We start from the raw sequence: 25601 nt of genomic DNA, 5'->3' as shown, positions 1-25601 counted from the left end.
TATATGGAATCGTTGGAAAAGCGAGTGGCCAAGCTGGAATTTCACCAGTCTCTGCTGATGGAAATGATCGACGAAACGAAAAAACCATTTTATTCCCTCATCATCCGCGCGGATTTGACCAAAGAAGAAGTCGACGCCTTCTTGGCGTTTTGCCAAGAGCTTGCCGACCAATACGAACAGCAAAAAGCGGAAGGGTTGACGATTTTCACTCCCCTGCTCGTGCAGTTTGCTGGAATGCTTCATCCGAACCTTCCGCTGGAACAGACAATTGACGCTCTTTTGGCCCAACAAATGTTTGTCCCGCTGATGACCGAGCTGAAAACGCTCATTCGCACCATCAGTTAGCCTGGCTGGCCAATTCTTTCTCGTGCTCTTCCGTTTTCGGCTTTCGCTTGACAAGTTTGCCGTCCTGCTCGATAAAATCTTCTTTAATGTTTTCAAACGCCCGCTCAAAAATTTCCATGAAATCATCGCCATAAATGTTGCGGACGATGCACATCATTTCTAAAATTTCTGGAAACTTTCCGTACAACTCGCGCAACGGCAACGCCCCATTGAAAACGGCATTTTTCGTCGGGTCATACGTCTCCATCAGCTTCATCAACACTTCTTCGCCTTTTTCCGTCAACTCAATATACGTATTGCGCTTGTCATCCTGCTTTTTGGAAAACGAAACCAATCCTTTTTCTTCTAATTTTTTTGAGAAGTTGAACGCCGTCGATACGTGCATCACACCAAACTTGGCGATTTCCGAAATCGAGGCTCCCTTGAAGTGATAGGCGATCCACAAAATGTGATGTTCGTTAATGTTCAAGTCAAACGGCTTGATCCAACGTTGCCAATCTTTTTCAATCGATTTCCATAACGCTTTGCTCAACTGGGCAATTCGTTGACTGAATAACATCGCCTCTTTGATGGAATAATGCTGTTCTGTCGCTTTCATCGTTCCACCCACTCTTCCCTCACCGTATTTTTTATTCTCCATTATATCAATAAAACAAAAAGGAATAAAGACAAAAACATTTATTTTTATGATTTTTTTTGCATATTCATAGTAGTAAGCATAAGGCGCTTGGCGCATACAGGAGGAGAATGCCATGGTGTATATACAATGGCTGCTTATCATCTGCGGATTTTTATTTTTCTGTCTTTTTATAAACGCATTTTTTGCCTTATGGAAAGCGCGGGCGTACCCGCCGAAAGCATTGCTGAAAGAACGGACTTTGCGCTATATTGGAATAGCGTTCATTTGCTTGCTCACCGCTTGGCTTCTCAGCTATGTCTAATACGCGTTAAAAACAAATGGAGCATAACACGAGTGTTGATGATCCATTATTTTACTAAAAGCACAGAATCATTTGACTGAACACAAGCTTTTCTGCCTCTTCCCTCGAACAAGAACGCCGGCGGGCAAATGTCATTTGCCCGCAAAGCGTTCATTGTTCGAGGAAGGCATGCGTACAGCATGCCCAGTCGGCAAGCGAACCGCTTGCCGACTACGGCAGAAAAGCTGATAATAGAGCGATTTCAACTGGTTTTTAATGGTTAATCAACACGCCTGAGAGCATAAGTATTTTTTTCCTACTCTCTCTTTGATAGCAAAAAACCCGACCAGCAATGATCGGGTTTTTCGCCGTCTACACGTGCGCTGTAACGTTCATCCGTCGGAAAATCGACGATGCGATCGGATAGATGATGGCCATCGCCACTGCGTTCAACGCCGCTGTCGGCAGCACGATGGTGACAAACAGCGCCGAAAACGTCGCTCCGCCCGGCAACCCGACAAGCAAGAGCGCCGCAGCCAAAAACACCCCGCCGGAAATGACCGTGCCGACTGCCGCCAGCACTGAAGCCCCAATGACCGTTTGGCTGTATGCTTTCATCAAAGTCGCTAGGGCAAACACGACAAAGGCGGTGATGATCTTATCGATCATATTCGGCAGCTGTCCGCCCGGGAACGTCGTCGTCATGGCTGAGATCAAGCCAGTGACGACGCCGACAAGGCCGACCGCTTTGACGTTCGGAAAAAGCAAAATCGCCAAAAACATCATCGCCAGCATCATATCCGGCTTCATTCCGAAAAACAACCCCGGAATGACCGCGTGCAACACGGCTCCGATTCCGACTAACAGCGCCATCGATACTAATGCTCTCACATTCATGCTCATCTCTCCTCATCTCTCCTCGTCTATATCTTTTGCTCGAGAATTTTTCTATCATTATATCACTTTGCAGTGTAAAAGTGAAGAAGAAATTTTCAGGCAAAACGGCGGCGGAACTCGTTCATGAACGACGCGAGCGCTTCGCACGCCTCAAGCGGCACCGCGTTGTAAATCGACGCCCTGCAGCCGCCGACCGATCGGTGCCCGCCGAGCCCGACAAACCCGCGTTCTTTCGCCTCGGCGAGGAACGTTTTCGTCAGCTCCTCATTTGGAAGCGTAAAGGTGACGTTCATGAGCGAACGGCTCCCCTTTTCGGCGTGCGGTTTGTAAAAGCCGCCGCTTTCATCAATCGCCTCATACAGCACGGCCGCCTTTTGCCGGTTGCGCTCTTCCATCGCCGCCACACCGCCTTGCTCTTCGACCCATTCGAGCACGAGCGACAGCATGTAAATGGCAAACGTCGGCGGCGTGTTGTACAACGAATTGCTCTTCTGGTGCGTCCGGTAATCCAGCATCGTCGGCAGCCCATCCGGAATGCGCTCCAGCAAATCGTTGCGAAGAATGACAACCGTGACTCCTGACGGGCCGAGATTTTTCTGCGCCCCGGCGTAAATGAGGGCAAATTGACTGACATCGAACGGACGGCTTAAAATATCGCTCGACATATCCGCGACCAAGTCAACCGGCGTGTTCGGAAATTCCTTCCATTGAGTGCCGAAGATCGTGTTGTTTGACGTAATATGGACATAGGCGGCGTTTTTCGGCCATTGGACGTCATCAAGCGGCGGAATGTATGTGTAGTTCGCTTCTTTGCTCGAAGCGACGACCGTTGTCAAACCGATTTTTTGCGCTTCTTTCAGCGCTTTCTCCGACCACGCCCCGGTCAGCACATAACAGCCGATTTTCCCTTCCGTGAGGAGGTTCATCGGCACCATTGAAAACTGCAGGCTCGCCCCGCCTTGCAAAAATAAAATGTCATATCCGTCCGGCACATTTAGAAGTCGCTTGAGCCGCTCTTTCGCCGCATTATGGACAGCCTCGTATTCCTTGCTTCGGTGGCTTAATTCCATCACCGACATGCCGGTGTTTTGAAAATTAAGGAGTTCTTTTTGCGCCCGCTCAAGCACCGGAAGCGGCAGCGCTGACGGGCCGGCGTTGAAGTTGTACGCGCGTTTCATTGTTATCCCTCACTTTGCCTCCTGGTAGTCCATTGATATTACTATCCTAACACGATTCAAAAAAAAAGAAAGAGAATTTTTTGAAAAAAGCGTTTTCAAATGAAATCTTCCAAAAAAAGAAAGCCCCTGCTATTGCAAGGACTTCGCTTGTTTCCGCCGCTCCCGTTCTTGACGGATGCGCTCCATATAAATTTCGCCTTCTTTTTCAATAAACGCCTCGTCGATTTCCCGCTCGCGCGCCGCTGTTTTGACGGTCATGTAGCCGCTGAAAATAATGCCGGCAACAACCAAATACACCCACCAAGGCAAACTGAGCATCGCCATTCCCCCTTGTATGCTTGTCTTACTACACTATACGCGCGAGCGGGCAGCCGTATGCATGGAGAAAGAGGCGGGAATGCCGCCTCTTTCATGGGGACAACGCTTATGTTTCGCTTCGTTTTGGCTTCTTCTTCGCTTCTACCTTTTTCCATTGACGTCGCAATTCCTTCAATTCTTCTTTCGCCTGTTCATACTGGGTCTTTGGGACGATTTCAATGATCGGTTCGATCATAATCCATCCCTCCCCTTGATCCGTCCCTACTCTTTACTACCCGCGTTTTTTGGCTTTGAAACAGACAAAAACGCCGGTTTGTAAAACGAGCGGTTGTCAAGGGCAAAGACGCGTTCAGTGAATTCACCTGGTTTTACTTTCTCAAGCGCACGGTCGATCATCGTAATTTTCGCATCCAAATTGTCAATGTAATGAAGTACCTCGGCTTCTTTGACAAGCGGCGGCTTCGGGCTGCCCCATTCCGCCTTGCCATGATGCGCGAGCACAAGATGCTGCAAAATGACGACTTCTTCACCTTGAATGCCGAGCTGTTCCGCCGCCTTGCTGATCTCGCTCACCATGATCGAAATGTGTCCGAGCAAATTTCCTTCAAGCGTATACGCCGCCGATACCGGACCGGATAATTCCATCACTTTGCCAAGGTCATGCAAAATGACGCCGGCATAAAGCAAATCTTTATTGAGCGACGGATAGAGATGGATGAGCGCCTTGGCGAGCTCGAGCATCGACACGACGTGGTACGCCAGTCCGGAGATGAATTCATGATGGTTTTTCGTCGCCGCTGGGTACTCAAAAAACGCCTTTTCGTATTTTTTCAACAAATAGCGGGTAATGCGCTGGATGTTTGGATTTTCCATCGCAAATATGTATTCCATGACTTTCGCCTTCATTTCCTCGCGGCCGAGCGGAGCCGTCTCCAAAAAGTCATCGATGCGCACCGCATCGCCCGGATGAGCAGGACGGATCGAACGGATGCGCAGCTGCAATTTGCCGCGGTAGTTATGGATGTCTCCCGCCACTTTGACGATGCACTCCGGCACATACCGCTCTTCGTCATCCGGCGAGACATCCCACAGTTTGGCTTCAATGTCGCCGCTTTTATCTTGCAAAATCAACGTTAAGAACGGCTTGCCGTTGCTGGCGATGCCTTTCGTTGCGGATTTGATGAGCAAAAAGAGATCAACTTGTTCCCCAACCTCATAATGGATGATGCCTTTCGCCACTTCGTTCTCCTCCGTTTCTCTGTACGTACTTTCTAGTATATCATAACGGTTAGAGGGCAAAAAGAAAGCCTTGCCGAAACGGCAAGGAAACATTGGCCCAAACGTCCCGTCACGCTGTTTATTTTTTTGTTAGCTGAATGGCCCGTTTTATATCCTTGAAAATGTTCATTCGCCCATACATCAGCACACCGCCTCGATACACTTTGGCGCCAAAATAGATCAGCAAGGCAGTCGTCGCCGCTAAAAGCACAAGGCAAAGCGCCACTTCCCACCCCGGCACGGAAACGAGGCCGATGCGCAAAAACATGAGCATCGGAGCGAAAAAGGGAACAAACGAGGCGCCGGTCACGAACGCCGACTCTGGCGCATTCAAGCCAAACATCGCGATCATAAATGCAGCGACAACCAACATCATGACCGGCGTAATCGCCGGCTGCACATCTTCGACCCGGCTGACGAGCGAACCGAGCACGGCAAACAGCACCGCATACAAGAGGTAACCGAGCAAGAAAAAAACGAGTGCATACACAAATATCGATGCCGGCAGGTGGTCAAATCCGAGGAAACGCCACACTTCCTGCCCGCTCGTTTTTAACGCGGCGAAAGCGACGGCGAAAAAAACGAAAAATTGCGTCAAGCTGACAAGAGCAACGCCGATGATTTTGCCAAACAGCTGTTGGACCGGCGGGACGCTTGACACTAAAATTTCCATCACGCGCGACGATTTTTCCGTCGCCACCTCCGTCGCAATCATTCCTCCATACATCAAAACAAACATATACATCGCGAAAAGAAGGACATAAACAAGAGCGCGCGCTTGGTTCAACTCCTCTTCCGTCTTCGCGTTTTTTTCCAATGCCACCTTTTGGAACGGAACCGGTTTGTAAAGCTCAGCCATTTGTTCATCCGTCAGGCCGAGCTTAGCGGCTGAAAGCGCTGTTTTCAGCTGGCTTAGCGCTCGTTTGAGTTCGTCAGGCGTCTGATTGTCCACAATCGTATTGGCATAATACACCGCTTCCGGCAATCCTTCCGCATCGATGGACAATACGAGCAATCCGTCCCATTTGCCTTCTTTGACTGCTTCTTTCGCTTCGTTTTCCATATCCGTAATTTTCGTCAACGCGATTTGGTCATGGCTTACCTGCTTCTCAAGCGGACCGTACAAGGATCCCGTGCGGTCAATGACCGCGACATGAGTCTTTTCATCACCGGTGAAAAACTCGATGATCGGCTGAATGTTGGCCACCCCGATGATCAACAGGCAAGTGATGGCGGTTGTCACAAGAAATGCTTTCGCCCTCAGCTTCGTTCCATACGTATGCCCCGCCACAAGGAAAAACTTATTCATACGCCGCACCTACTTTTTCAATAAAGATATCATTCAGAGACGGTTCTTCCAAGGCAAACAGACGAACCGCGACTTTTCCTGCAATATGGCCGAGTATCGCTTGTGCCGTCTCCTCATTGGCGATTTGCAGCCGCACCCCTTCCGCCGTCCTCTTCCACTGCAAAACGCCAGGAAACCGCGCCAATTCTTCAAACGGCCCGTCGCCTTGAATAACAAGTATTTGTTTGCCAAACGAGCGTTTCAGTTCACGCAGCGCTCCAGCCACCACTGCGCGGCCGCGGCGCAAAATGCAGACATGTTCGCACAGCTCTTCCACATGTTCCATCCGATGACTCGAGAAGACAATGGTCGTGCCGTTCCGTTTTAAATCAAGCACCGCTTCTTTCAACAGTTCAACGTTCACCGGATCAAGACCGCTGAATGGCTCATCCAAGATTAATAGCTTCGGTCGATGAAGCACAGCAGCGATAAACTGGATTTTTTGCTGGTTGCCTTTCGACAGCTCCTCCACCCGCTTGTTGGCGTAATCGCGGATATGGAAGCGCTCGAGCCAGCGGTCGATTTCCGGAAGAAGATCCGTCTTTTTCATTCCGCGCAACCGCCCTAAATACAGAAGCTGCTCTTGCACTTTCAGCTTCGGGTACAACCCGCGCTCTTCCGGCAAATAGCCGATCAGATGGCTTTTCGAGTCATCAATTGGTTCGCCTTGCCAACGGATCACCCCTTCCGTCGGGAGCAGAAGGCCTAAAATCATGCGAAAGGTCGTCGTTTTTCCCGCTCCGTTCGCCCCAAGCAATCCGAACATCTCCCCTTCTGGAACCGTCAACGTTAAATGGTCGACGGCCGTCGCCTGACCAAACCGTTTCGTCACCTCAATGATCTCTAAACTCATCCACATTCCCCCAACGTAAAACAAATTTTCCACCCACATTATTAAAACGTACAATCTTAAAAAAAGTTTCAGATAAAAGCAGGAATTTGTCGATTCAACCTCTAAATGAAAGAGAAATGAATGATGATTCAGCGAAAGGAGATGGTGACATGCCGACGTATACGTTGACCGCGTTTGAGCGCGACGGGGAAAAATTGCTCGATGAAACGTTTGAAGCCGCCAATGATGAAGAAGCGAAAAAAATCGGTGAACAAAAGCTGCGCGAGCGCGGCTGTTGGGACAAAACACACCGTTGCGTCAATGCCAGCGGCAAGCTCATTTTATTTCACCGCTAATCAAAACACCCCGGGGTTGTTCCCGGGATGTTGTTATTTATCCAAATATTTCCTTTAATATATTGATTTTCTCTTCCGTATATTCGGCGAAATGCTCGTTGTACACTTTCGGCTCTTTTGGGTTCGCCTGGCGGGTGATTTTCCGCGTTTTCGGATCAACGAATTTGCTTGATGCCCCGCAGCCAAGGCCGATGATCGACTGTTGCTCTTCCATAATCATGATGTTGTAGATGCTCTCATTCCCCGGCAGCGCGTAGCCGACGTTTTCAAGGTTGCCGAGAATGTTTTTTTGTCGATACAAATAGTAAGGGACATAACCGTGTTCCTTTGTCCATTCTTGGGCCGCCTTCATCATCGCCTGCACTTCCTCGCGGCTGGCGACTTTGTACTTTTGTTTGTTCTTTGTCATTTCCGACGCCCGCTTGAACGACAGCGTATGAACGGTCAGCGACTCGGGCAGAAGCCGTTCCGTCTGTTCAAGCGTATACACAAACTCCGGCAGCCCCTCGCCCGGCAGTCCGATGATTAAGTCCATGTTGATGTTGTTCATCCCCATCTGCCGCGCCAAGTGGAACTTCTCAATCGTTTCTTCAACGGTATGATGGCGCCCGATCGCTTTTAACGTCTCCTGAATGTAGGATTGCGGGTTAATGCTGATGCGGTCGATCCGCCATTTTTTCAACACTTCGAGCTTCTCCGGCGTAATCGTATCCGGACGCCCGGCTTCGACCGTGATTTCGCGGACGCGGTCGACGTCTGGAAATACGTCATACATATGAGCGTACAGCCGGTCCATCTCGTCGGCCGTAATGCTCGTCGGCGTCCCGCCGCCGTAGTAAATCGTTGTGATGCGGATGCCGCGCTCGCGCAAAAAGCGGCCGACCGCCTCCATTTCGTAATGAAGGCCGGCCAAAAAGGCGTCGACCGACCCTTGGCGGCCGTTGATGGCGTACGCCGGAAATGTGCAATAGGCGCATTTCGTTGGGCAAAATGGAATGCCGATATAGATGCTCACTTCGTGGGCCAAATCGTACAAATCCGGCACGACCGTGAGCTGGCGGTCCACGATCGCTTGCATCAATTCGATTTTTTCGTTTGTCACTAAATACTCTTCAGCCAGCTTCCGGTGCGCCTCTTCTTTCGAAAGGCCTGAGCGCAAAAGCTGATGAAGCAGCTTGACCGGACGCACGCCGGTCAGCACGCCCCACGGCTGAATGAGGCCGGTAGAACGCTCAAGCAACGTCAAATAGACATGCAAAACGGCGTTTTTCAGCTGTTTTTCGTACGTTTTCCCGTCAGCATCCGCCGGCGTGCTGCATTCATGACGCGCTTCCTCCACGCGCCCGGACGTCTTGTCGAGAAGCGTCCCAGAAACAGCGATGCACCCGTCTTCCTTGACGGAAAACATAGCGGCCATATCGGCCTCGGGAAGCGGCGCGAACAACAGCTCCGGCGCTTCGAAGAACAGCTCGGTCATCACTTCGAGCGGGCGCTGAAACCGTTCCGGATGCGGCAGTCCTTGAATTTCGATCCGCACGTTCATCACCTTTTCTTTCAAACTTCTTTCAGTGTACTGAACGGCTGTTTCCTTCGTCAAGCGGAAGAATGCACCTTTGCCACCGACTTTATGGAAATGACTCCCGCCCGGCCAACTATATAAGTTGAAACTTTGTTTTACATCCAGTAGAGCGCCCGCTGCATTCTATCAAAATGACTTGTTATGAAGGAAAACAGAATCGAACAATCGGAAAATCTTTATTGCAACTTATATAGATTAAAAAAGCCGGGCATTCGCTCCGGCCTCATTTTTATGATTTTCGTGAAAACGGCAAGCGCCAGTTGTCCGCTCACGGTTCGCTCCCCGCTCAAGCTTCTTACTGTTTCGTTTTGAGTTTTTGCAAAAACTCGATCCGTTGCTGTTTGCGGAAATGTTCTTTCACCATGTAGGCGACGCCGAGCTGTTCGTTCGAACGCGTCACCCAGTCGGCCGCCCGCTTCACCTCAAGCGGCGCGTTCCCCATGGCGACGCCGAGCCCAGCCGCTTCAATCGCCGGCAAATCGTCAAGGCCGTCACCGATCATCACCGTTTCTTTCAACGATACGCCGATATGTTGAGCCAGCCGGCGCAACCCCGCTAGTTTAGACACTCCTTGCGGGACAATTTCCATTTTTCCGTTTGGCTGCATAATCATATCAATGGACGGAATCGATTTCGTCAATAAAGCGGCCGCTGCATCCCTCTCTTCGTCTGTAGCAAAATATACATCAATTTTCGGCACAGCGATCGGTTCGTCCATCAACACGTCGCCAAGCGAGTCGACAAATTGGGTCGGATAGAAAAACGGGTCGCTTGAGGAGAGAACCGTTTGCACGACAAGGTTTTTCTTCACTTTCTTCCGATTGCCGAGCGAATACCGCTCATGCATGAGGCGGATGTTGCAGTTGAAGTTTTCCAAAATTTGCACGATATTAAACGTCCGCTCCTCAGGGATCACGGCGTCAAACAGCCTATCATCAAGCGTTCTGGCAATCATCGCTCCTTGGAATGCAATGAGCATCCCATCAAGCCGCAGCGCTTTCGCCACTTTGCGGGCGGAAAGCAAATTGCGGCTCGTGATTAACGTAACATAAACTCCTTTTTTCTTCACATAGTCGACCGCCTCTTTCGTTTCGCGCGGCAGGCGGCCGTTGTTTTTTAAAATCGTTCCGTCAATGTTGAGCGCCAACAGCTTATACACGGCTGTCTCCCCCTTTTGTCCGTCTCAACCTCTCTTGCCGCCGCCAGCAAGCTGGCGGCGGCTTTGCATTCCTTATCATTTTCATGACTATGACGAAACGGACAAAAAAAGAACACCCGACCGGGTGTTTTTCCTATCTTCCTTCCATGAATGAACGGTGCAACTCCTCAAGCGGCTTCATGGCGATTTGCTGAACCTCGGCAATGGTTATGCTCATTTGCTGCTCGAGCGCCATCAGGCGGGCGAGTTTCTCGTTTTGCTGGGCGAGCGCCATCGCCTTTTGCGCCTGTTCGATTTCATCAGGCAAAATGGCCGCCCCGCGCATCTGTTTTTCATGGAGCCGAAGCTGGATGTCGCGGACATTCGCGAACATTCGATAGGCGATTTCATCTCGGCGGACATCTTCGTATGCCCGTTTCAGCTGCTGAAACGGCTCGCTCGCCCGAATCGCCTGCTCAAGCTGTCTAGCGAGCGCATGAAGGGGTTCAGACATAAAAAGAGCCTCCTATACGAATATCGTTCACGTTCTAACGTATGCGCCATCTGACGGCGATATGCCACAGCCTACAGCCATAAGCCAATGACGCCTTGAACGGCGCCGATCAGCCCGCCAAGCAAGGCGCCCAAATACGTAATCATCTTTAGTTCACGGCGGGCGATCGATAAAATGATCGCTTCCAACCGTTGCAACGAAAATGACTCTACTTGTTCACGGACGATATCTTCAAGCCCAAGCTGCGCCACGATTGCCTCAATCTTGCCGCTAAGCAGGCGGCTGGCTGCTTCCGCCGCCTGCGGGATGAGACGACCAAACAAGGGCTGTTCGTATGGGGCGAGCAGTTCGGCAAGCGGACGGTTCAGCCATCCGCCGCTTTGCACCAAGCGGCGGACAGCCGACCGCACCGCTTCATCGATGCGCCGGCGGCCGATCATCTCTTCCACGGTTGCGAGCGGATAGTCCAACCATTTGTTCCACTCCGTCCAAAGAAGGCGGGAGAGCACCTCTCTTGTGCCAGCATGGCGCAAAAATTTACCGAGCTCCGCCTGCACCTTATCGACGAAATGGACATTGCCAAGCAGCATCTGCAGCATATTTCCAACCATCCCGCGCTCTTGGAAAAAACGCTCGATCATGCTGGAAATCTGCTGCTTTCCCTCCTCGCTGCGAAAGTAGTCAAGCGTCCTGTCGGCCAAATAACCCGCTAGACTTTCGACGCGCGCTTCCATTGTCTGCTTCAACTCCGCTGGCAATACATCGCGTATCGGCCGCAGACGCCACGTTTCGCTCCACCGTTCGTACGCTCGCTCAGCTTGCTCGGCCGCCATCGCCTCGAGCCGCTCGGCGGGAGAGCGAATACCAAGGCGTTCAAGCAACTCAGCCGGCGTTTCTTTGCGCGCAAGCCACTTTCGAAGCCATTCCCGCCCCCACTCGGCCATCTCGGCCGTAAAGGACGGATCCATGAGTTTGCGCCGCAATCCTTCCGGCGTCACCAAATGTTCCACGACCGTTTTCCCGAGCTGTTCGGCCAGCTCCCGCCGCCGCTTTGGAATCAATCCCGGCGTAAACGGCAGCCGTTTGCCAAACACGTACATCGGCTCATATGGGCGAAACAGCATCACGATGGCGATCAAATTCGTCACCCCGCCAATGAGCGCCCCGACCGCCACCATAAACAGCAAATAAACGAACGTTTCCATCCTCTTCTCCTTCCGTCCCCGCCGCTGTCACCAAACGGCGTCCGTCATCATACGATGGCGATATAAACGTTTGCCTAATTGTTCATTATAGAGCTTGCCTGACGAATGCGCAAATGAGGGACTGCGATGAGCAAACAACGAACGATGGCTGTGCTGACGGAAATCAATGAAACAAGTGAACGGGCTGCCTTTGGATCCATCCATCATTTTTGCGAGGAATTGGCGGCATATGCTAGAAAGCGTGGTCTCTTTTTTTACGTATCCTCGCCGGCGCTTTACTTAGAGGGAGTCGGCTATCAGTGGACCGAAAGCGGATGGGGCAAGCGGGACGTGCCTCCAGCCGATGTCGTTTACAATCGCCTTCACTCGCGCAAGCTCGAACGCTCCCCTTTGTTTGCCGAGCTGCTCGCCCGGCTTGCCGAAGAAAACGGGATGATGTTCAACCATCGCTTTTTGCATAAATGGGAAGTGCACTGCCATTTTGAGCGGCACGAGTACTTGCACCCGCACTTGCCGAAAACGGCGCTCTGGAGCGGTCAACATACGCTTGAGGCGTTCCTTGACGCTTTCCCATCCGTCTTTCTCAAGCCGATCTATGGCAGCCAAGGGCGAGGGATTTTCTGCCTCCAACATTCGGACGACGGAATTTGTCTTCGCCATTCCACTTCCGCTTCAACGGCCGTATATCGTTCGATGGACGCTTTAGCTTCCGCTTTGCGGCAACAAATCCGAACGCCGATGATCATCCAACAAGGGCTTGAACTTCGCACCCTCGACGGCCGCCCGGTCGATTTTCGCCTGCTTTGTCATCGCGTCCGCCACCATGATTGGCGCGTCACTTCCGCCGTCGCCCGCATCGCGCCGCCCGGCCAATTCGTGGCCAACCTTGCCCGCGGCGGAGAACTGATGGCGGTCAATGACGTCTTGCGGAAGTGGTACACGAGAGTTGACGCGTTCCAGCAAAAACAGCTTCTGAGAGAAATCGCACTGGAATCCGCTGCCGTTCTCGCCTCGGAAGCGGAAGGACTGTATGGAGAGTTTGGCGTTGATCTTGCCATTGACATCCATGGCCAGCCGTGGATCATCGAGGTGAATACGAAGCCGTCGAAACAGACGGATATGGCCGCTTCCTACCAATCGGTCCGCCCGTCGGCGAAGGCGATCATCGACTATAGTTTGACATTGATGGAAGAAAAGGAGTGAACCGTTTTGCTTTCACTCGGTTTTGTCACCCTTGACGAACAGCAAGACCACACGTATTGCACGGAGGTGGCGAAACGCGCCAGACGCTACGGCATTTCCGTCTGCCGCTTTTCACCGCTATCGATCGATCCGCAGACGGAAAACGTCCGCGGCTTTCTCTTTCAAGAGGAAACGAACGAATGGACAAACGCCGTCTTTGCCATTCCGCCATTTTTATATGACCGCTGCTTTTACGGCCATGATGAGCGGTCCAAAAAAGCAAAACCGATTATGAACTGGTTGAAGCAGCGACCTGACCTCACGTTTTTAGGCTATGGCCTGCCGGGCAAATGGGACGTATATGAAGCGCTCTCCTCTCACCCGCTCTTGTCCGCATACGTGCCTCCGACTGTCCGTCTTGAGCGCGCCGATGATGTGCTTGCGCTTCTCCGCCGCGAACAAGCCGCCATCGCCAAGCCGGTGCACGGCTCCGGAGGACGCGGTATTGGCATCTTTCAAAAGAAAGGGAAGGCGCTGTCCGTCCAAGACAGTCACGGTCAAGAACAGGCCGTCATTGCCCGCCGAAGCGAGCTGGAACAACTCCTCGCCTCTTGGAGCCGCCGCGGCGAGTATGTCCTGCAGCCATTGCTTCAGCTATCGACCCCGGAGGGTGAACCGTTTGACCTCCGCATTCTTTTGCAAAAGGATGAAAACGGACACTGGGTGGAGCGGGTGCGGGCCGTGCGAGTCGGCCGACCAGGGGCATGGGTGGCCAACGTCCGCGCCGGCGCGGACATTCGTCCGTTTTCCGAGTGGCTCGACCGCCTTTCCTCTTCAAAACGTCTCTTCGTGCTCGATGGCGTTGAGACGATCATCCGCACGCTGCCAGTTTATATGGATCACACGTTCGGACCTTTGTTTGAAATCGGCTTGGATCTTGGTGCGACCGACAACGGGGCGGTGTGGATTTTGGATGTCAATTCCAAGCCGGGGAGAAAAGTGGCGCATCTTCTGCCCCCGGAGCAACAAAACGAACTGTACGAAGCGCCGCTTCGGTATTGCTTGTTTTTGGCCAGAGGGGGAAAAAGCCAATGACCTACACGTTGATCATTGACGAAAAACAAACAAATACAGTGATTCTTCCCGCCACGCTCCAAGCATCTAGGCAAACATCAGCCGCGTTCGGCAGCCTTGTCACCCCATGCCGGGTCATTTCTTCCCCCCGTCTTGTCGACCGTGTGATTGTGTCGCATGACGTTGCCCGATGCTTGTCGATCCCATTTGCCGCTGACGTTCATGTCTTTTTGACCGATGAAGCTGTTCACTTCGGGCCGCTTGTCGGCATTTTGACCGCCGGATTCACAAAGTCGCTCCACCGCCCGGTCGGCAGCCGGAGCTTCTTTTTTGCCAAGCTGCTGGCGCAAGAAAAGCAAGTCGGCGGATTTGCCTTTTTGTTTGGCGCGCCCCATATTGACTGGGAAAACGGCATGACGAACGGCTATTTTTACACTGAGCGCGGCTGGGAACGCCATACGGTGCCGTTGCCGAATGTCGTTTACAACCGGCTGCCAAACCGGCGCGTCGAAAAGGAGGAAGCGTTTCAAACGATGACGAAGACGTTGCAAACCACCTACGGCATCCCGATCTTTAACGGGTGTTTTTTCAACAAATGGGACATTTACCGCCGGCTCGCTCTTCATCCGAAGGCGCAGCCGTATTTGCCGGCGACGTCCGCCCACGTGACGCAGCACACCATTGAGCAGTTTCTTGCCCGCTACCGTGAAGCGTACATCAAGCCGGCCGACGGCAGCCTCGGCCGCGGCATTTATCATGTAGCGAAAAAAAACGCCTATGAATGCCGGTTCCGCGATGAAAGCGGAGAAATCCAAACAGTGCTGTTTCCGACCGCCATGGCGGTGTGGCATCATTTGCTCGCCCATGCGCCGCTTCACCGCTATGTCATCCAACAAGCGGTTCCGCTTCTTGCCGTCAACGGCCGACCGGCTGATTTCCGCGTTCACGTTAACAAAAACGAACACGGCATATGGCAAGTGAGCGCCATCGCCGCCAAAATTGCTGGAAAACAAAGCATCACGACCCATATGAACAGCGGAGGCATCGTCAAAACGCTGGAAGAAATTTTCCCGGATGCCGTCGAGCGCGAAATCATGCTCGCCCGTCTTTCTGACGCCGCCCTTACGCTCAGCCGTTGCCTTGATGAAGCATCAGAAACGTTGATCGGCGAAATCGGTTTTGACCTTGGTGTTGACCAACAAGGAAGGATTTGGATGTTTGAAGCCAATTCCAAACCCGGACGGTCGATTTTTAAGCATCCAAAATTAAAGGACGCAGACGAACGAACAGCGCGGTTGCCGCTCGCTTACGCCGTCCACCTCAGCAAAACAGCCATCACCGAACCCGAGGCGCTTTGGCCATGCTGACGATCGGCTACCGTCCTGACATCGGGGAGTGGGTGTGCAACAGTCCGGGCAGCCCTTATCGATTCGGCAGCGGCTGGGTTGCTCCCGCCGCTGTCCTTCCCGATCTCGTCTTTCCCGTAAGCGAGCAATATGGACGGGTGGGACCGCTCGTCGGCGTGCTGGTCAGCGCCTCGTCCCTTTCCGCTTTGCTGGCTGGGAAAAAGCCGTGGCTTGAAACCGTCATCCGCTCCATCCACAAAGCCGGCGGCATCTCCGTCGTCAGTGCGGCCGCCGGCATCGGAGAGAAAACGGTCTCCGGATATGTATTCGTTCCGACGATTCATCGTTTCATCGAAGCGGCCGCTCCACTGCCCGATGTCGTCTACAATCGAGTAAAAAGCCGCGAAGAAGAAGAAAGCGAGCCGTTTCAAACGGCGGCTGCCCAGTTGAGCGCCCATGGCGTTCCACTTGTCAACCGCTCTTTTTTCCGCAAATCGGACGTTTATGACGCGCTGCGGTCCGACCGCCGGCTCTGGCCGCATCTATTGCCGACGGCGCCTGTCCAAACAGCGGCCGATCTTCGCGCTTGGCTCCGCCAATACAGCTGCATTTACTTGAAGCGGGATGACGGCGCCAGAGGAATGGGGCTGTTTCGTCTCACCGCCTTGTCAGAGACGGAAGCCATTTGCGAATATCCGGGCGGCCAAAAACGGTTCTGCTCGCTCGATGCGCTCGCATCACTCATTCAGTCCGGCCGCTACATCGCCCAAGCATTGGCTGAAACGAACGAGTGGAATGGACGCCGCTACGATTTGCGCGTGCTCGCCCATTGGCACAACGGCCGCCATACGATCACCGGCATCGGTGTTCGTTCGGCCGACGTCGAGTCAGTGACGACCCATGTGTTTCATGGCGGAACCATCCTCCCGTACAAAGAAGTCAAGGAACGCATCGATGAAGCGGCGCTCGAGCGGCTTATTGCCTTGAGCGGCGCACGCCTTGGCGAACGGTTTGGCTTTGTCGGCGAGTTTTCCGCCGACATCGGCGTCGGAAGCGAACGCGAGCTTTACATTTATGAAATCAACGCCAAGCCGATGGTGTTTGATGAGCCGGAGATTGAGGCACGGCGGCTTGAGAGGCTCAATCAGCTGTTTGCCGAGCTCGCTCATCGTACGCCATAGCTAGAAACTGGCCGCTGTAGCGAAGCGCCTGGCGGAACACAGCATCAACCGCTTGTTTGGCGGCTCCATTTAAGCTTTGGCAGACGTTCTGGCATAACATCGCTTTTTCCCACTCAGCCGCCGCCATGGCTTGCAAGAGATCACAACGAGGTGCGCCTGCTTTGCTTTGCTCTCTTTCCGCTCGACCGTCGGCGTTAGCCCCAGCAACTAAATAATGCACGTATTGCCAAAGTTTACGCTGCCGCTCGGCTTCAGCCAAATAGACCGCCCATGCCTCATCCGTTTCCATCTCAGCGAGCTGCCGGGCTTTTTCTTCCGCCGCGGCGGTTGTTTCGAGCAATTTTTTGATCAGCATGATCATCGCGTGCCGCCCCTTTCTTGCCGCTTGTCCTCTTTCATCCATATGAATGGCATGGATAGCGTATGCCTCTTTTGGACAAACTTTAGGAAAAACGATGAGAGGAAGGAGCGAGATGATGGAACGAAATGAAGCCAAGCGCCGGGATTCATTGTACGAAGGGCGCGATGAATACTATATGGACATCGACCGCATGATCAACGAAGGGATGGCCGGAGGTGCTGTGTACGGCCACGGCGATGACGTCAACATGGAGGAAGCGCGCGATCTTGTCAAAGAAGAGCCGCCGTACGAAGCCGGCCAGTAAACGGAGCCGATTTTCCCGCCTCGGGAAAGTCGGCCTTTTGTTTTATGAAGCCTCTCCGCCAATGCGTTAGGCAGGGATCGTTCGAAACGACCGCTGTTGGCCAAGCCGCCCGTTCATCCTGCGGCTTTCCCGCTTTCATCCATTGTCTTTCTTTCCATTCGCGGGGATTTGGTATAATGAAAACAACGCCGATTCCTCTTCGGCGTGACATCATCCTTGACGGAAAGTGGTGCGCCGCGATGCTAAAAGAGCTCGAATCGCTTTATGAAGGGGACATCGTCATCAACGGTCAGCCGGAACACCCCGAAGATTACGAATGGTTTTATACCGCCGATGGTGATGAGATCGGCATCGCCAAGCATCGATTGACAGAGCAGGAGCGGCGATTGCTGGCGCTTTTTTTCACCCCCGCCGAGCGCCGACGCGAACCGGAAAGCGAAGAGGAGCGGGCATGGAAACGATGGATGGCAACCGGCGACCCAGCCGCGCTCGCTCGGCTCGCTGCTCCGTATTGCCGGTTCATTCATTTTACAGCCAGCCGGCCGATCGCCAACAAAGAGGAGTTTGCTGACGCCGTTCGCGGCTTATTTTCCTCCCCGGTTGCCATCGTCTGGGAACAAGATCGGCGCGGGCTGATCGTCGAAGCGAAACAAAAGCGGACGACGGAGCCGCCTTCGTTAGCGGACATGGCTGAGGCGCTCGCCGCTGATTTTTATACTGCCCTTCATTTATTGATCGGCCCAATCCGCTCCGTCGATGAACGGCTATATGAATCGTTTCTCCTTGAAAAAGAGTGTTTTTCCGCCGCTCGGCGCTTTTGGCCGAAACGAACGGTGTACGAATGGGAAGACGTCATTCCGCTTCCGCTCTTTGAAGAAGGAGCAGTCAGTGAGAAAGCCCGCCGGACCCTCTCGTTTCTTGACGGATTCGACGAGGAGGAAGTGCGGGCGATGGAGACGTTTTTGCAATGCAACTTAAACGTCTCGATGGCAGCGAAAAAGCTGTATATGCACCGCAATAGTTTGCAATATCGAATCGATAAATGGACGGAGCAAACTGGTGTTGACATCAAACGGTTCAAAGGGGCGGCAGCCGTCTATTTGGCTATCTTGCACCGGCGCCGTTCGTAATCCCCCGCTTTTTTGTCATGTCGCCGAAAATCGGCGGCATTTTTTGTGCACCTCGTCCATTTACGAATGTTCCTATTTTTCTATACACTAATGGCAAGAAAACGATTTCGGCGATGAGGAGGATGGTTATGGCAGAACTCATTCTTGATCATATTTACAAAATTTACGACAACAATGTGGTCGCCGTCAAAGACTTCAATTTACATATTCAAGACAAAGAGTTTATCGTATTTGTCGGCCCGTCCGGCTGCGGCAAATCCACCACGTTGCGGATGATCGCCGGCCTTGAGGAAATTTCCAAAGGCGATCTTTACATCGACGGCAAACGAATGAACGATGTGCCGCCGAAAGACCGCGACATCGCCATGGTGTTCCAAAACTACGCCCTGTATCCACATATGAGCGTCTATGACAACATGGCGTTCGGTTTAAAACTGCGCAAATTCCCGAAAGCGGAAATTGAAAAACGCGTCCGCGAGGCGGCGCGCATTCTTGGGCTCGAGCAATATTTGGACCGCAAACCGAAAGCGCTCTCCGGCGGGCAACGGCAGCGCGTGGCATTGGGACGGGCCATCGTCCGCGATGCAAAAGTGTTTTTAATGGACGAGCCGCTCTCGAACTTGGATGCGAAACTGCGGGTGCAAATGCGCTCGGAGATCGCGAAGCTCCATCAGCGCTTGGAAACGACGACCATTTACGTCACCCACGACCAAACGGAAGCCATGACAATGGCCACCCGTCTTGTCGTCATGAAAGACGGCGTCATCCAGCAAGTCGGAACGCCGCGCGAAGTATACGAAAAACCGGAAAACATTTTTGTCGGCGGCTTTATCGGTTCACCGGCCATGAACTTCCTTCGTGGAACGCTCCAAGACGGCAAGTTTGTCGTCGGCCAAACATCATTTGGCATTCCGGAAGGAAAAATGAAAGTGCTGCGTGAGCAAGGGTATGTCGGCAAGGAAGTGATTTTAGGCATTCGTCCGGAAGACATTCACGACGAACCGCTCTTCCTTGAAGCATCTCCGGCGACGAAAGTCACCGCTCTCGTCGAAGTCGCCGAGCTGCTTGGCGCTGAATCGATGATTTATTTTAGCATCGACAACCAAGAATTGGTCGCTCGCATCGACGCCCGCACGGAAATCAAGCCGGGCCACCGGATTGACCTGGCGCTTGATATGAACAAAGCGCATTTCTTTGACGTTGAAACGGAACGGCGCATCCGGGCGGCGGATGAAAAGTAACCCCCCATTGTTGTTCATATAGATTCATTCGAAGGCGTTCCGAAAAAAACGGAACGCCTTTCCTTTCCACTCCATCAACAGCCTTATTCCTTGATAAAACGCACTTCCTCCTCATGGCAAGTCGGACAGTAAAACAAATGAACACATTCATGATTCGTATACGTGCGCAAATAGCCGTCGACAAGTTTCATGACGTCCGCATCCATGTACGGGCTGTAGTCATCGAAATAATCTGTAACTTTCCCATGATCTTCCATTGGTTGACGGCAGTAGCTACAATACACCGTCACCCGGCGCAGCCCGTTGCACAGCGGGCATACATTCATGTTGCTTCCTCCTCTAGGATGTTCCTTATCTTTACATATTCCCTAATGGTGACAGCGGTAAAACGTTAAAAATTCCCATATTCTCCCCATGCATAACAGGCAAAAAACGTCCCAAACTATGAGTACCGCCAGCGAAACCACCCATCCGTTGCAACAGGGACGCTGGCGAAGCCAAAAGCGGGTGGGCCGGTGGGTTCAGCCAAGCTTGGCACATGCCTTGCAACGTGAAGTGTTGGTGCAAATCCAACCACCCCAACCATCAAAAATTTTTAAGAGGAGATGATCAACGATGGCACGCAACAATAACAACAACCAACTGTTAGTCGCTGGTGCTCAACAAGCCATTGATCAAATGAAGTACGAAATCGCCCAAGAATTTGGTGTGAACCTCGGCGCTGACACGACTTCTCGCGCGAACGGTTCGGTCGGCGGCGAAATTACGAAACGTCTTGTCGCCATGGCTCAGCAACAACTTGGCGGCCAATTCGGCAACATTCAATAACCGCCTTAACGAACAACTTCATATAGATGGCAAACGCCCCGGGCCGTCAGCCCGGGGCGCTTTCATATGGGAACGGGGAGCGAATCAGGCGCCTCCCGCCTGCTCGGCAAGCGGTTGGCTCAATGAGACAAGCACTTTGCGAATACGGCGATTGTCGACTTGGCGGACGGTGAACGTCAGCGATCCATATTGCAACGTTTCGCCGACGGCTGGAATGCGCTCAAACATCTCAAAAATCCAGCCACCCAACGTATGCGATTCACTCTTTGGCACGTCGATGTTCATCACTTCGCAAAATTCATCCAGCGGCAGTTCGGCGCTGAACTCGAAGCTGTGCTCGTCGATTTGACGCACCGTTTTCACCGCCTCATCATGCTCATCCCATATTTCGCCGACAATTTGCTCGAGAATATCTTCGAGCGTAATCAAGCCAGCGGTGCCGCCAAACTCGTCGACGACGATCGCCATATGCACTTTGCTTTTTTGCAGCTCCGGCAGGAGATCGGACACTTTCATGGACTCGACAACGAACAACGGCTGGCGCAACAAATCGCGGATGCGCACCTCCCGCTTTTGCACAAGCTCGCTGAAAAAGTCGCTTTCCGACAAAATGCCGATCACGTTGTCAATATCCCCTTCATAAACCGGGATGCGGGAATATTTCTCTTCCAAAAACACGTCGCGAATCTCTTCAATCGGCTGGTTCACTTCCACCGCCACCATATCAGCGCGCGGCGTGAAAATTTCTCCGACCAAAATTTCATCAAAATCGAGCGAACGTTGGATCAATTCTTTTTCTTTGTTGTCAATGACCCCTTCCTCTTCACTCAGCTCAACCATCACTTTAATATCTTCCTCCGTCACAGCCGGCACAGCCACCCCATTGGCGAACCTCTTGGCGATTCGATCTTTTAAGGCTTGGAGCGACGCCGTAACCGGCGTCATCAACTTCATCAGCGCATAGGCAAGACTGGCGTATCGGATGGCGAGCTGCTCCGCATGCTCTTTCGCCATCGATTTTGGCAAAATTTCACCGAAGACGACAAATAATACGGTCATCACCGCCAGCGTGGCAAACAAGCCCATCTGTTCCCCAAGCAACGAAACGGCGATGTCCGTAAACAGCACGACCGTCACGACGTTGGTGAAGCGGTTGGCCACAGCAAGCGCCAACAACACGCGGTCAAGCTGACCGATCACCGCTTGGAGGCGCTTATTGTGCAGATGCTCTTCCGCATAATGCCGCAACCGTGCCTTGCTTGCCAGGGAAAACGCGGCTTCTGCTGAAGCGAACAGCACATTGGCAAGCAGGGAGAGGAAAAACCACCCGAATAACCTTAACGGCCACTCTTCCAATGAATCTTCACACTCCTATGGATGGTGACGATGTTATTCATATCCATTTTTCCGCCGAATCATGCTTATGGAAACAACGTTGGCTGCACGGAGCGCGCGGCCGGCGGAAGCCGGCGTTGCCCTCCTTACTTTAAATATAACAAATTTTTCGCCAACTGACTACAGCTGGCGGTTTTTCTTCCACCATAAATCCAGTTTCTTGAATGAAAACATGGCTGTCTTAAAAGACCGTGCTCTCCTAAGCAGGGAGCAATAGATCGTTTTGATCGTGTTGAATTTATACAGCAAATAACAAATAAGAAAAGGTGTCCCGATCCTTTTGGGACACCTTCACATCATGACTCAAACCAACAAGAACCAATGAAATACACAAGAACAAGCAATGAGGCAATGTTGAACGTCACCGACCACTCGTCCATTCCTTCTCCCTCCCTTTCCATCCCCGCTTTCATCATACCATATAGATGGCGAAAAAAAGGGGAGAGGAAGGACATGGATTTGACAGTTTGATGACATTGCCATATTAAGACGAAAGCGGCCGCCAATGCATGGGGTCTCGCTTTAGCCTAAATAGCGATAATAAATGGCTTTGGCTTCCTGCACGTCTTTCGTGCCGTGCACAAGCGCACGGCCGTCGCGAAAGACAACCAATCGCTTGTCACCAAGCGAAACGGAGACAAGATACGGGTTCGCTTCCGCTTGAAGCCCTTGGCGGCGAAACAGCTCCGCCAATTCATTCAAGTCGTACTGGCGCAAAGCAGGCGGACGGATTTGCACGGAATCGCGCCCGCACAAGACGGCAGTCTTCGTCCGTTGTTCATAGGAAAGAAACGGATAAGATGGATAACGTCCGCACGTCGGGCAACTGTCCTTTTTCACCCCATCAATCCGAATGGCGGCATATTCGTTCGTCCAAAGGTCAAACGAAACGAGCTTGCCGCGGAGCGCCGACCAGTCCTCCACTAAAATTTTTAACACCTCAGCCATCTGATAGCTGACAACCATTTGCACCGCTGGGCTGATAATGCCGGCCGTATCGCACGTCAATCCCCCTTGCGGCACCGTTTCAAGCAAGCAATACAAACAAGGCGTGCGGTTCGGAATGAAGGCGCAGCTTAAACCGTAACTGCCGACACAAGCGCCATAAATCCACGGAATGTTGTACTTGTAGGCAACGTCATTGATGACAAGGCGCGTATCAAAATTGTCTGTCGCATCGATCCATAAGTCAGGGCGTTGCTTGAGGGCGATCGTTTCCAATTCTTCCGGGCCGGCGTCGCCGACAATGGCCTCGATCTCAACCTCGCTGTTGATTTGTTCAAGGCGCCGTTTGGCGGCGATCGCCTTTGGCAGCCGCTCCTTCGCATCCGCTTCGCTGTAAAGCTGCTGGCGCTGCAAGTTGCTCCATTCGACGTAATCGCGGTCAATGATCGTCAATTTGCCGATGCCGGCGCGAACGAGCGCTTCGGCGTTGCCTGTGCCGAGCGCTCCGGCGCCGACTAACACGACATGCTTTCCCCGTATTTTCTTTTGCCCTTCCACGCCAATCGGTGCAAACAATTGCTGCCGGGAATACCGTTCGTTCAAACAACACTCATTCCTTCCGTTGGACTGCTCGCTGACGCGTACCGTTTTTTCGGGATGCGTCCGGCTTCATAGCCGAGCCGGCCCGCTTCCACCGCCAGCTTCATCGCTTTCGCCATTTTCACTGGATCGGCCGCGCCGGAAACAGCGGTGTTCAAGAGCACCCCATCCGCGCCAAGCTCCATCGCCAGCGCCGCGTCCGCCGGTCCACCGATGCCGGCGTCGACAATGACCGGCACGTTCGCCTGCTCAATGATAAAGCTCAAATTGAGCGGATTGATGATGCCTTGCCCGGACCCGATCGGCGAGGCGCCCGGCATGATCGCATGGCAGCCAAGCTCCTCTAGCCGCTTCGCCAGCACGACATCATCGGATGTGTACGGCAACACGATAAACCCTTCCTCAAGCAGCATTTCCGCCGCTTTCAACGTCTCGATCGGGTCTGGGAGGAGCGTTTTGTCGCAGCCGATCACTTCTACTTTTATCATATCACACAATCCGGATGCCTTGGCGAGTCGGGCGATGCGCACCGCTTCTTCGGCCGTTTTCGCCCCGGCGGTGTTCGGCAAAAGCTTATATTTGCTTAAATCGAGCTGCTCTAAAAAGTTCGGCTGCTCCGGGGAAAAGATGTTCATCCGCCGGACGGCGAACGTTAAAATTTCCGCCCCTGATGCTTCCACCGCTTCTTTTTGCACGTCCAAGCTCGGATATTTGCCCGTGCCGAGCAACAGCCGCGAAGAAAATTCATATGGGCCAATTTTCAACATCATCAACCGCCTCCTACAAAATGAACGATTTCCACGCGATCACCATCGCATAGCACCGTCGTCCCATACTCATGTTTTTGGATGATGCGGACATTGACTTCGACGATGCAAAGCTTGTTCTCAAGCCGGAAATGGGCAAGCAAATCGCCCACCGTTTTCACCTCGTCGGGCACGGCGACCGTCTCCCCGTTAATCACTAACGTCATTCCACCCCCACCTTTCCGATATGGCGTGTCAACGAAAATGGCGCAAGATCAAACGCCGTCTCTTTCCGCTCCACTAAGTCGGCGACAAGCAGACCGGTCAATGGGCTGAGCAAAATGCCGTTCCGGTAATGGCCGGCAGCGACGAATAAGCCGCGCCGCTCCGGATGCTCGCCTAGATAAGGCAAGCCGTCTTCGGTCTGCGGCCGAATGCCGCTCCATGATGCCACCCATTCCGCCTGTTCGATGTCCGGAACAAGGTGGGCGGCGCGGTGAAGCAAGTTCATCACCCCACCGGCCGATACGCGCCGATCGAACGTGCCGGGCGTGGACGTCGCTCCGATGAGCAGCCGGTTTCCTGATTTCGGAACGATGTAGCAGCCGTTTTTCGCAAATACAGTCGTTTTTAACAACGGAACCGGAGTGCGCACCATGACGCATTCCCCTTTGACCGGATAAACGGAAAGCGAAAGCCCGACCCGCGCGCCGAGCCGCGCCGCCCAAGCGCCGGAAGCGATGACGACCGCCTCGGCGGCAAACGTCCCGCCTGTTGTGTCTACCACATGCCCACTGCTGTCGGAACGGATGTCGAACACTTCCGTATACTCGTACAGACAAGCGCCGGCGGAGGCGGCGGCATAGGCGAGAGCAGCGGCCAAATCCGGAGCGCTCACTTGCCCATCGCCAGGGATGTACATCGCGCCGGCAAGCGCTTCCGCCGCAAGACGCGGCTCCATTTCAAGCGCCTCCCCTTTCGTGAGCCACTGCACCGGTTCGCCTATGCCCCGCCAAAATGTATAATGGCGATAGAGATCGTCTGCTTCCTCTTCCGTTGTCGCTAGTTTGATCAATCCTTTTTCGACAAGGCCGATATCGATGCCGGTCCTCTCCCTCAGCTCTTCAGCCAAGGCCGGCATGAGAGCTCGGCTTTGCAAGGCAAGCGGCACAAGCGGGCTTGACGTCGAAAACTCGGATTGCGCCCCAAGCATGCCGGCTGCCGCGCTTGACGCCCCGCTTCCCATCGTTCCTTTTTCAAAAATGGCGACGCGATGCCGCCGCTTGGCGAGCTCAAAACCGATGGCCGCCCCAATCACTCCGCCGCCGACGATGGCGACGTCATACCAATGCGTCATCCC

Annotated in this window: 29 protein-coding genes; 10 read left to right on the top strand and 19 right to left on the bottom strand. The window is 53.0% G+C overall.

Annotated elements, in window-relative coordinates:
• Nucleotides 1–3: 3 nt before the first annotated feature.
• Nucleotides 4–345 carry a YhaI family protein gene (locus tag GHH_RS03020; RefSeq protein WP_015374037.1) on the top strand — a complete coding sequence of 114 codons (342 nt, stop codon included), beginning with the start codon at nt 4–6 and terminating at the stop codon, nt 343–345.
• Here the strand turns inward: GHH_RS03020 and GHH_RS03015 are convergent.
• From GHH_RS03015 to GHH_RS02975, 8 genes are all read right to left on the bottom strand, one after another.
• Nucleotides 338–943 (bottom strand): HTH-type transcriptional regulator Hpr, encoded by a 606-nt coding sequence (locus GHH_RS03015; RefSeq protein WP_201764080.1) that lies wholly within the window; start codon nt 941–943, stop codon nt 338–340. The genes GHH_RS03020 and GHH_RS03015 overlap by 8 nt on opposite strands.
• Nucleotides 944–1637: 694 nt before the next feature.
• Entirely contained in the window at nt 1638–2162 is a 525-nt protein-coding gene (locus tag GHH_RS03005) for a tryptophan transporter (protein WP_011230154.1), read from the bottom strand.
• A gap of 95 nt (nt 2163–2257) precedes the next feature.
• The gene (gene serC, locus GHH_RS03000; protein ID WP_015374034.1) at nt 2258–3340 is read right to left on the bottom strand and encodes a 3-phosphoserine/phosphohydroxythreonine transaminase; all 1083 of its coding nucleotides are present in this window, start codon (nt 3338–3340) and stop codon (nt 2258–2260) included.
• Between the two features lie 129 nt (nt 3341–3469).
• Nucleotides 3470–3658, bottom strand: a complete 189-nt coding sequence (locus GHH_RS02995) for a sporulation YhaL family protein (RefSeq protein ID WP_015374033.1) — start codon at nt 3656–3658, stop codon at nt 3470–3472.
• A 106-nt stretch (nt 3659–3764) separates the two neighbouring features.
• The gene (locus GHH_RS02990; protein WP_015374032.1) at nt 3765–3893 is read right to left on the bottom strand and encodes a hypothetical protein; all 129 of its coding nucleotides are present in this window, start codon (nt 3891–3893) and stop codon (nt 3765–3767) included.
• Between the two features lie 26 nt (nt 3894–3919).
• Nucleotides 3920–4897 (bottom strand): 3'-5' exoribonuclease YhaM, encoded by a 978-nt coding sequence (yhaM, locus tag GHH_RS02985; RefSeq protein ID WP_015374031.1) that lies wholly within the window; start codon nt 4895–4897, stop codon nt 3920–3922.
• Nucleotides 4898–5015: 118 nt separating this feature from the next.
• Nucleotides 5016–6245, bottom strand: a complete 1230-nt coding sequence (locus GHH_RS02980; RefSeq protein ID WP_015374030.1) for an ABC transporter permease — start codon at nt 6243–6245, stop codon at nt 5016–5018.
• On the bottom strand, nt 6238–7137 hold the full coding sequence (locus tag GHH_RS02975; protein ID WP_015374029.1) for an ABC transporter ATP-binding protein: 900 nt from the start codon (nt 7135–7137) through the stop codon (nt 6238–6240). Before GHH_RS02975 ends, GHH_RS02980 begins: the two co-directional genes overlap by 8 nt.
• Nucleotides 7138–7286: 149 nt before the next feature.
• On the opposite strand from GHH_RS02975, the gene GHH_RS02970 reads away from it, so the two are divergent.
• Nucleotides 7287–7472 (top strand): YhzD family protein, encoded by a 186-nt coding sequence (locus GHH_RS02970; RefSeq protein ID WP_015374028.1) that lies wholly within the window; start codon nt 7287–7289, stop codon nt 7470–7472.
• Between the two features lie 37 nt (nt 7473–7509).
• On the opposite strand, the gene GHH_RS02965 is transcribed toward GHH_RS02970, so the two are convergent.
• The 4 genes from GHH_RS02965 to GHH_RS02950 all read right to left on the bottom strand — a co-directional run bounded on the left by GHH_RS02965 (nt 7510) and on the right by GHH_RS02950 (nt 11908).
• Nucleotides 7510–9015, bottom strand: coding sequence for a coproporphyrinogen III oxidase (locus GHH_RS02965; RefSeq protein ID WP_041470642.1), 1506 nt, complete (start codon nt 9013–9015; stop codon nt 7510–7512).
• Nucleotides 9016–9346: 331 nt separating this feature from the next.
• Nucleotides 9347–10210, bottom strand: a complete 864-nt coding sequence (locus GHH_RS02960; RefSeq protein ID WP_015374026.1) for a Cof-type HAD-IIB family hydrolase — start codon at nt 10208–10210, stop codon at nt 9347–9349.
• 133 nt (nt 10211–10343) lie between these two features.
• A complete protein-coding gene (locus GHH_RS02955; RefSeq protein WP_013146245.1) occupies nt 10344–10703 on the bottom strand; it encodes a YlbF family regulator in 360 nt (119 codons plus the stop codon).
• A 71-nt stretch (nt 10704–10774) separates the two neighbouring features.
• Entirely contained in the window at nt 10775–11908 is a 1134-nt protein-coding gene (locus GHH_RS02950; protein WP_015374025.1) for a DUF445 domain-containing protein, read from the bottom strand.
• 126 nt (nt 11909–12034) lie between these two features.
• Here GHH_RS02950 and GHH_RS02945 point away from each other — a divergent pair, with 126 nt between their 5' ends.
• Genes GHH_RS02945 through GHH_RS02930 form a run of 4 tightly spaced genes read left to right on the top strand, consistent with a single transcriptional unit; the run spans nt 12035 to nt 16691 of the window.
• A complete protein-coding gene (locus GHH_RS02945; RefSeq protein ID WP_015374024.1) occupies nt 12035–13111 on the top strand; it encodes a YheC/YheD family protein in 1077 nt (358 codons plus the stop codon).
• Nucleotides 13112–13117: 6 nt separating this feature from the next.
• Nucleotides 13118–14185, top strand: a complete 1068-nt coding sequence (locus tag GHH_RS02940) for a YheC/YheD family protein (protein WP_015374023.1) — start codon at nt 13118–13120, stop codon at nt 14183–14185.
• Complete coding sequence (locus GHH_RS02935) at nt 14182–15531, top strand: YheC/YheD family protein (RefSeq protein ID WP_015374022.1); 1350 nt, start codon at nt 14182–14184, stop codon at nt 15529–15531. Before GHH_RS02940 ends, GHH_RS02935 begins: the two co-directional genes overlap by 4 nt.
• On the top strand, nt 15525–16691 hold the full coding sequence (locus GHH_RS02930; RefSeq protein WP_015374021.1) for a YheC/YheD family protein: 1167 nt from the start codon (nt 15525–15527) through the stop codon (nt 16689–16691). Before GHH_RS02935 ends, GHH_RS02930 begins: the two co-directional genes overlap by 7 nt.
• Here GHH_RS02930 and GHH_RS02925 read toward each other — a convergent pair.
• Entirely contained in the window at nt 16651–17052 is a 402-nt protein-coding gene (locus GHH_RS02925; RefSeq protein WP_011230138.1) for a hypothetical protein, read from the bottom strand. The two genes, GHH_RS02930 and GHH_RS02925, sit on opposite strands and share 41 nt — an antisense overlap.
• Before the next feature lie 115 nt (nt 17053–17167).
• Here GHH_RS02925 and GHH_RS02920 point away from each other — a divergent pair, with 115 nt between their 5' ends.
• The 3 genes from GHH_RS02920 (at nt 17168) to GHH_RS02910 (ending at nt 19727) form a co-directional block, all read left to right on the top strand.
• Nucleotides 17168–17356: a hypothetical protein gene (locus tag GHH_RS02920; RefSeq protein WP_015374020.1), complete on the top strand. Its 189-nt coding sequence runs from the start codon at nt 17168–17170 to the stop codon at nt 17354–17356.
• A gap of 239 nt (nt 17357–17595) precedes the next feature.
• A complete protein-coding gene (locus tag GHH_RS02915) occupies nt 17596–18486 on the top strand; it encodes a CdaR family transcriptional regulator (RefSeq protein WP_041470640.1) in 891 nt (296 codons plus the stop codon).
• A gap of 128 nt (nt 18487–18614) precedes the next feature.
• Complete coding sequence (locus tag GHH_RS02910) at nt 18615–19727, top strand: ABC transporter ATP-binding protein (protein WP_013146253.1); 1113 nt, start codon at nt 18615–18617, stop codon at nt 19725–19727.
• Nucleotides 19728–19810: 83 nt separating this feature from the next.
• Here the strand turns inward: GHH_RS02910 and GHH_RS02905 are convergent, their stop codons facing one another.
• On the bottom strand, nt 19811–20053 hold the full coding sequence (locus GHH_RS02905; protein WP_011230134.1) for a hypothetical protein: 243 nt from the start codon (nt 20051–20053) through the stop codon (nt 19811–19813).
• Between the two features lie 289 nt (nt 20054–20342).
• Here GHH_RS02905 and GHH_RS02900 point away from each other — a divergent pair, with 289 nt between their 5' ends.
• Nucleotides 20343–20555 (top strand): alpha/beta-type small acid-soluble spore protein, encoded by a 213-nt coding sequence (locus tag GHH_RS02900; RefSeq protein ID WP_011230133.1) that lies wholly within the window; start codon nt 20343–20345, stop codon nt 20553–20555.
• Nucleotides 20556–20639: 84 nt separating this feature from the next.
• Here GHH_RS02900 and GHH_RS02895 read toward each other — a convergent pair whose 3' ends face one another.
• The 5 genes from GHH_RS02895 to thiO all read right to left on the bottom strand — a co-directional run bounded on the left by GHH_RS02895 (nt 20640) and on the right by thiO (nt 25598).
• Nucleotides 20640–21911, bottom strand: a complete 1272-nt coding sequence (locus tag GHH_RS02895; RefSeq protein WP_015374018.1) for a hemolysin family protein — start codon at nt 21909–21911, stop codon at nt 20640–20642.
• A 561-nt stretch (nt 21912–22472) separates the two neighbouring features.
• Complete coding sequence (locus GHH_RS02890) at nt 22473–23498, bottom strand: thiazole biosynthesis adenylyltransferase ThiF (protein WP_015374017.1); 1026 nt, start codon at nt 23496–23498, stop codon at nt 22473–22475.
• Entirely contained in the window at nt 23495–24262 is a 768-nt protein-coding gene (locus GHH_RS02885) for a thiazole synthase (protein ID WP_013146257.1), read from the bottom strand. The genes GHH_RS02890 and GHH_RS02885 overlap by 4 nt, the downstream gene beginning before the upstream one ends.
• A 2-nt stretch (nt 24263–24264) precedes the next feature.
• Complete coding sequence (thiS, locus tag GHH_RS02880; protein WP_011230128.1) at nt 24265–24468, bottom strand: sulfur carrier protein ThiS; 204 nt, start codon at nt 24466–24468, stop codon at nt 24265–24267.
• A complete protein-coding gene (gene thiO, locus GHH_RS02875) occupies nt 24465–25598 on the bottom strand; it encodes a glycine oxidase ThiO (RefSeq protein ID WP_015374015.1) in 1134 nt (377 codons plus the stop codon). Before thiO ends, thiS begins: the two co-directional genes overlap by 4 nt.
• Nucleotides 25599–25601: the final 3 nt, after the last annotated feature.

Origin of the sequence: Geobacillus sp. GHH01 (genome assembly GCF_000336445.1) — a bacterium.
GTDB classification, from domain to species: Bacteria; Bacillota; Bacilli; order Bacillales; family Anoxybacillaceae; genus Geobacillus; species Geobacillus zalihae.
Note: the sequence above shows the minus strand (reverse complement) of the source record. Positions and strands in the feature narration are given on the sequence as shown.

Coding starts and splice junctions, on each gene's coding strand:
- GHH_RS03020 (WP_015374037.1), top strand. CDS start 4: ATGGAATCGTTGGAAAAGCGAGTGGCCAAGCTGGAATTTCACCAGTCT.
- GHH_RS03015 (WP_201764080.1), bottom strand. CDS start 943: ATGAAAGCGACAGAACAGCATTATTCCATCAAAGAGGCGATGTTATTC.
- GHH_RS03005 (WP_011230154.1), bottom strand. CDS start 2,162: ATGAATGTGAGAGCATTAGTATCGATGGCGCTGTTAGTCGGAATCGGA.
- serC (WP_015374034.1), bottom strand. CDS start 3,340: ATGAAACGCGCGTACAACTTCAACGCCGGCCCGTCAGCGCTGCCGCTT.
- GHH_RS02995 (WP_015374033.1), bottom strand. CDS start 3,658: ATGCTCAGTTTGCCTTGGTGGGTGTATTTGGTTGTTGCCGGCATTATT.
- GHH_RS02990 (WP_015374032.1), bottom strand. CDS start 3,893: ATGATCGAACCGATCATTGAAATCGTCCCAAAGACCCAGTATGAACAG.
- GHH_RS02980 (WP_015374030.1), bottom strand. CDS start 6,245: ATGAATAAGTTTTTCCTTGTGGCGGGGCATACGTATGGAACGAAGCTG.
- GHH_RS02975 (WP_015374029.1), bottom strand. CDS start 7,137: ATGAGTTTAGAGATCATTGAGGTGACGAAACGGTTTGGTCAGGCGACG.
- GHH_RS02970 (WP_015374028.1), top strand. CDS start 7,287: ATGCCGACGTATACGTTGACCGCGTTTGAGCGCGACGGGGAAAAATTG.
- GHH_RS02965 (WP_041470642.1), bottom strand. CDS start 9,015: ATGAACGTGCGGATCGAAATTCAAGGACTGCCGCATCCGGAACGGTTT.
- GHH_RS02955 (WP_013146245.1), bottom strand. CDS start 10,703: ATGTCTGAACCCCTTCATGCGCTCGCTAGACAGCTTGAGCAGGCGATT.
- GHH_RS02950 (WP_015374025.1), bottom strand. CDS start 11,908: ATGGAAACGTTCGTTTATTTGCTGTTTATGGTGGCGGTCGGGGCGCTC.
- GHH_RS02945 (WP_015374024.1), top strand. CDS start 12,035: ATGAGCAAACAACGAACGATGGCTGTGCTGACGGAAATCAATGAAACA.
- GHH_RS02935 (WP_015374022.1), top strand. CDS start 14,182: ATGACCTACACGTTGATCATTGACGAAAAACAAACAAATACAGTGATT.
- GHH_RS02930 (WP_015374021.1), top strand. CDS start 15,525: ATGCTGACGATCGGCTACCGTCCTGACATCGGGGAGTGGGTGTGCAAC.
- GHH_RS02925 (WP_011230138.1), bottom strand. CDS start 17,052: ATGATCATGCTGATCAAAAAATTGCTCGAAACAACCGCCGCGGCGGAA.
- GHH_RS02920 (WP_015374020.1), top strand. CDS start 17,168: ATGGAACGAAATGAAGCCAAGCGCCGGGATTCATTGTACGAAGGGCGC.
- GHH_RS02915 (WP_041470640.1), top strand. CDS start 17,596: ATGCTAAAAGAGCTCGAATCGCTTTATGAAGGGGACATCGTCATCAAC.
- GHH_RS02910 (WP_013146253.1), top strand. CDS start 18,615: ATGGCAGAACTCATTCTTGATCATATTTACAAAATTTACGACAACAAT.
- GHH_RS02905 (WP_011230134.1), bottom strand. CDS start 20,053: ATGAATGTATGCCCGCTGTGCAACGGGCTGCGCCGGGTGACGGTGTAT.
- GHH_RS02900 (WP_011230133.1), top strand. CDS start 20,343: ATGGCACGCAACAATAACAACAACCAACTGTTAGTCGCTGGTGCTCAA.
- GHH_RS02885 (WP_013146257.1), bottom strand. CDS start 24,262: ATGTTGAAAATTGGCCCATATGAATTTTCTTCGCGGCTGTTGCTCGGC.
- thiS (WP_011230128.1), bottom strand. CDS start 24,468: ATGACGTTAGTGATTAACGGGGAGACGGTCGCCGTGCCCGACGAGGTG.
- thiO (WP_015374015.1), bottom strand. CDS start 25,598: ATGACGCATTGGTATGACGTCGCCATCGTCGGCGGCGGAGTGATTGGG.